This window comes from Novosphingobium resinovorum (genome assembly GCF_036352595.1).
GTDB classification, from domain to species: domain Bacteria; phylum Pseudomonadota; class Alphaproteobacteria; order Sphingomonadales; family Sphingomonadaceae; genus Novosphingobium; species Novosphingobium resinovorum_B.
Genome location: NZ_JAZFAX010000087.1, coordinates 1 through 4,022, shown reverse-complemented (window position 1 = coordinate 4,022; position 4,022 = coordinate 1). Strand labels below are relative to the sequence as shown.

Sequence of the window (4,022 nt, the reverse complement as noted above, 5' to 3'; positions counted from 1 at the left end):
ATATAAACGCCGGGCAAACCATGTTCGAAATAAGCAACATCGTCACCGCTGCTTGATTACCAAAATTACATCGCCAAACCTGCCGCGGCGGTTCAACCGCAACGTGGAGGATTTTTACCGCTTACCTGTGATCGCGGCGATCACCATCTAGAGGACGAGAATGGCAAACCGAGGCGGTTTTGCGAAGATCGGTATGCGTTTTCGCTTGGGCTTCCTGAATTAGCTAAGCGGATGATCGAGCAGAATTATTTCTGCTGGGAATCATTCGATCGAAACAGGGCCATGAACTATGCCATCATCGACATTGCACCAGGTCGCGCCCCCGCGCCGGTCGATGGCGAGCATCAGGTGGTCTTCTTCTACCTTTATCCGTGCAATCAGGAGCTGGCTGACGTCAATCTGGTCGTTACCAGTTGCCATTCGCGCGCAGTTTCCTTCAGCCACATCAAACGGCGCTTCAATATGCACACGGTTTTGCGAACCTGCTTGTATAAGCAAAAAAGGATGCCCTAACGGAAAAGGGCCTCCGCTTTAGGCGGAGGCCCTTTAAAGGTGCGGGTGTGCCTTACCGTGGTGTACCGGCCATTGAGGCGCACATGCTGCGGCGACCTTTTTACAGGAAGCCCCGCTGTCCGTAGCTGATTCTCTAATGCCCTAGAGTGGTAAAAGTTTCAATAAAAAGTTGAATCGCAGTTCCACCGTGCTGTTATCGCTCCCGGTCCTCGTCGCGACGTGACGGGGAAGAGCGATCCGTTTGGGACGGCAGCTATCTGGGTTTATACGCCCGTAACCGGACAGTCGCCTACCGGCCATCACAGGCTCTGAAGTCTGGTAAGCAGACGGTCAGCACCTGGGGATGGAAAATCGACCGCTGAACGGCCGATTTGGGTCGAGGGCGGCAAAAGCTTCTACGCGCCCATCATAACAGCACTGAAAACGGAACGAACGCATGAAAAGTCATATGCACGTCATCACCGGCGGCCCTGGTTCCGGAAAGACAAGTCTGATCGAAGCCCTCGCCGCTCAAGGCCTGAACCATATGCCGGAAGCAGGGCGTGCCATTATTCAGGATCAGGTGGATATCGGCGGTACGGCCTTGCCCTGGGCGGACCGGGAGGCGTTCGCACAGATGATGCTCGCATGGGAATTGCGCTCCTACCGTGAGGCGATCGACTTGCCCGGCCCGGTCATTTTTGACCGCGGTATTCCCGATGTCATCGGCTATCTCAAACTCTGCGAACTGCCGGTCCCGCCAACATTGCAGCGCGCTGCGCGACAAAGGCGCTATGCCCGAAAGGTCTTCATAGCTCCATTCTGGCCGGAGATCTTCAGACAGGACAGCGAACGGAAGCAAACCCCCGCCGAAGCAGAGGCGACGCATAGCGCGATGGTCGATGCCTATACCGATCTGGGTTACGATCTCGTAGCATTGCCAATGGCTTCCGTTGCCGCCCGTGCCGCTTTTGTCCTCGCGTCGATCGCTTAGCTGGATGCCGCGAGGCATGCCTCGTTTTCTGTAGCAAGGCGCCAATTTTTGCCGTCCCGGGCCGCCTTCACAGATTCTGAAGGCGGTTGCTCGTTCATCTGCCGGGAACGGTTCAGTCGATGGCCCGCTTAGGAGCGGTTAGACGATCAGCTGATCTTCATGGAAAGCTCGACGTCGTCAGCGAATGGGATCGAGAGATATCCGCCGCCGATCGCACGAACCCGTTCCAGATATTCCGGGCACATATCGGCATTGTCGCCGAGGAGGAGGGCCCCGGGACGCAGGCGGCTCTCCAGGAGGTCGAGGATGTCGTTGTACAGGCCCTTGGCGCCATCGAGCAAGACGAGATCGATGCTCTCGGGCAGATCGCGGCTGAGCGTCACCAAAGCGTCGCCCTCACGGATCTCGACAAGGTCGAGCAGGCCGCCGGCCTCGATGTTCCTTCGGGCCCGCGCGATCTTGGACGGTTCGAACTCGGTGGTGATCACCTGACCGCCGCCATTGTCCCGGATCGCGGCTGCCAGATGCAGCGTCGAGATGCCGAAGGAGGTGCCGAATTCGACGATGGAGCGGGCGTATCCGAAGCGCGCGAGCACGTAGAGCAGCGAGCCGGCTTCGCGGGATACAGGAAGGGGGAGATCCTTCATCCGCGTATAGAGATCGAGATACTCGGTCCGGCTTCCTAGCATAGCGTGGGCCTGATCGTCGGTCATGCCGGCGAAAGCTGCGGGGATGTCGACCCGGCTCGCATCGGCCTCGGTGAAGAGGCGGTCAAGCAGGGACGCGACCGGCTCGGAATTCAGGGTCGTCATGTTCTTCTCCGTGATTGTCAGGGCGACCTTGCGCCCGTCCCCAAAATACGATTAATTCGTCGCATTAGTTATTCGCGTTCGGGAGGCTGATCGTGGCAGGCCGTGGAAAACCCGGGATTTCCGTGCGTAAGGCGCCGCGCCAGGCCCGTTCGAACCAGCTCGTAGACGACATTCTGACAGCTGCCGCTCGCGTTCTGGCCGAGCAGGGTGCGCACCGATTTACTACGGCACGAGTCGCGGAGCGGGCGGGGGTGAGCGTGGGCTCGCTCTACCAGTATTTTCCGAACAAGGCGTCGATCCTCTTCCGCCTGCAGACCGACGAGTGGCGCCAGAACGTCGAGCTGCTTTGCGGCATCCTCGAGGACCGATCGAAGCCGCCGCTCGAACGCCTGGGCAATCTCGTCCACGCCTTTGTCCGGTCCGAGCTCGAAGAGGCGGAGATGCGCGTCGCCCTTGCGGATGCTGCCCCTTTTTATCGCGACGCCGAACTTGCGGACGATCCCCGTGAAAGGGCTACCGGGGTCATGCGCGACTTCATGGCGGAGGTGCTCCCCGACCTGCCCGTGGATCGCCGTGAGATCGCGATGGAGACCATCAAGATGACCATGTCGGAAACGGGCAAGCGCATTTCAGAGGAGCGCCATCTGTCTGAGCGGAGCGAAGTGTATGCCGATGCGGTAGCGGACATGTTCTGCGCCTATCTAGATCGCCTTTCGGCCAACGGCTGAGCCGCCCGCCGGACACCTCTACGTCATTCGGCCGATCCGGCGTCTAGCGTGGATATCAGCCTCACCGCCCATGCACAGGCGTGAGTTGGTCGTCATGCCCTTTTGCCGCATCCACCAGCGCACGCACTTTTTCCTCATCAGCGCGGGTCGCGGGATTGTAGACGATCATCCCCAGCTCGGGCCTGCCTTCGACGGCGAACGATGAAAATTCCAGCTTCACGAGCCCTGCTGCAGGATGGCGTATATGCTTCACGCCTTCGCTGTGAGCGACGACGTCATTATCCTGCCACAGCTTTTCAAATTCCGTGCTCAGGCGGCTGAGTTCCTCGACGAGCCTGGCGGCATCCACGCTGCCCTGTGCGCCAGCCCTAGCCATGTCAGCCCGAAAGGCTCCAACCACGAACCGTGCAACGCTTTCCCAATCCTCGTTGCGACTACGCCCTCTGCCGTTCGTGAACATCAGCCGCAGGATGTTGCGCTCGCCCAACGGCAGTTGCGAATAATCGGTCAGCAGCGCCGCCGCGGCCCGGTTCCAGCCCACTACATCCCAGATTGCGTTTTTGATGATCGCCGGGCTGAGCACCATTCCGTCGAGCACGCGCTGCAATCGTGGGGTGATGCCATCGACCGGACGGTAGCGTGCCTCGGGTGGACGCCCAAGGCCCAGCATGTAGAGATGTTCGCGCTCGGGCTCGGTCAGCATAAGCCCCTTGGCGATCCGATCGAGCACATCGGCTGACGGAGCCCCGCCCCGACCCTGCTCCAGCCAGGTGTACCAGGTCGGACTGATGTTCGCGCGGCTGGCAACTTCCTCACGGCGCAGTCCAGGCGTACGCCTCCGACCGCCGCCGAACCCAAAGGCTACGGGGTCTAGCACTACTTTGGCAGAAGTTTGAAATGCGTGACTGATAGGCTCCCACCGCAATGAGGGCATTGGTCTGGCGGAGGTCTTGATATTCGGTCAATGATGGCCTGTCGGATGGCGGGCATGCTCGG

The 4,022-nt window shown here is 59.9% G+C and carries 5 protein-coding genes; 3 read left to right on the top strand and 2 right to left on the bottom strand.

Annotation, left to right across the window (positions count from 1 at the left end):
• Nucleotides 1–282 precede the first annotated feature (282 nt).
• Nucleotides 283–513, top strand: a complete 231-nt coding sequence (locus V2S85_RS26840) for a hypothetical protein (protein WP_330705837.1) — start codon at nt 283–285, stop codon at nt 511–513.
• Between the two features lie 436 nt (nt 514–949).
• Nucleotides 950–1,486 (top strand): AAA family ATPase, encoded by a 537-nt coding sequence (locus V2S85_RS26835; protein WP_330705836.1) that lies wholly within the window; start codon nt 950–952, stop codon nt 1,484–1,486.
• 146 nt (nt 1,487–1,632) lie between these two features.
• On the opposite strand, the gene V2S85_RS26830 is transcribed toward V2S85_RS26835, so the two are convergent.
• Complete coding sequence (locus V2S85_RS26830; RefSeq protein WP_330705835.1) at nt 1,633–2,298, bottom strand: O-methyltransferase; 666 nt, start codon at nt 2,296–2,298, stop codon at nt 1,633–1,635.
• 92 nt (nt 2,299–2,390) lie between these two features.
• Between V2S85_RS26830 and V2S85_RS26825 the strand changes: the two genes are divergently transcribed.
• Nucleotides 2,391–3,026: a TetR family transcriptional regulator gene (locus V2S85_RS26825; RefSeq protein WP_330705834.1), complete on the top strand. Its 636-nt coding sequence runs from the start codon at nt 2,391–2,393 to the stop codon at nt 3,024–3,026.
• A 61-nt stretch (nt 3,027–3,087) separates the two neighbouring features.
• On the opposite strand, the gene V2S85_RS26820 is transcribed toward V2S85_RS26825, so the two are convergent.
• Nucleotides 3,088–3,960: a helix-turn-helix transcriptional regulator gene (locus V2S85_RS26820; RefSeq protein ID WP_330705833.1), complete on the bottom strand. Its 873-nt coding sequence runs from the start codon at nt 3,958–3,960 to the stop codon at nt 3,088–3,090.
• Nucleotides 3,961–4,022: the final 62 nt, after the last annotated feature.

Bases quoted from the DNA above. Each gene is read 5' to 3' on its own strand.
- V2S85_RS26840 (WP_330705837.1), top strand. From the start codon at position 283: ATGAACTATGCCATCATCGACATTGCACCAGGTCGCGCCCCCGCGCCG.
- V2S85_RS26835 (WP_330705836.1), top strand. From the start codon at position 950: ATGAAAAGTCATATGCACGTCATCACCGGCGGCCCTGGTTCCGGAAAG.
- V2S85_RS26830 (WP_330705835.1), bottom strand. From the start codon at position 2,298: ATGACGACCCTGAATTCCGAGCCGGTCGCGTCCCTGCTTGACCGCCTC.
- V2S85_RS26820 (WP_330705833.1), bottom strand. From the start codon at position 3,960: ATGCCCTCATTGCGGTGGGAGCCTATCAGTCACGCATTTCAAACTTCT.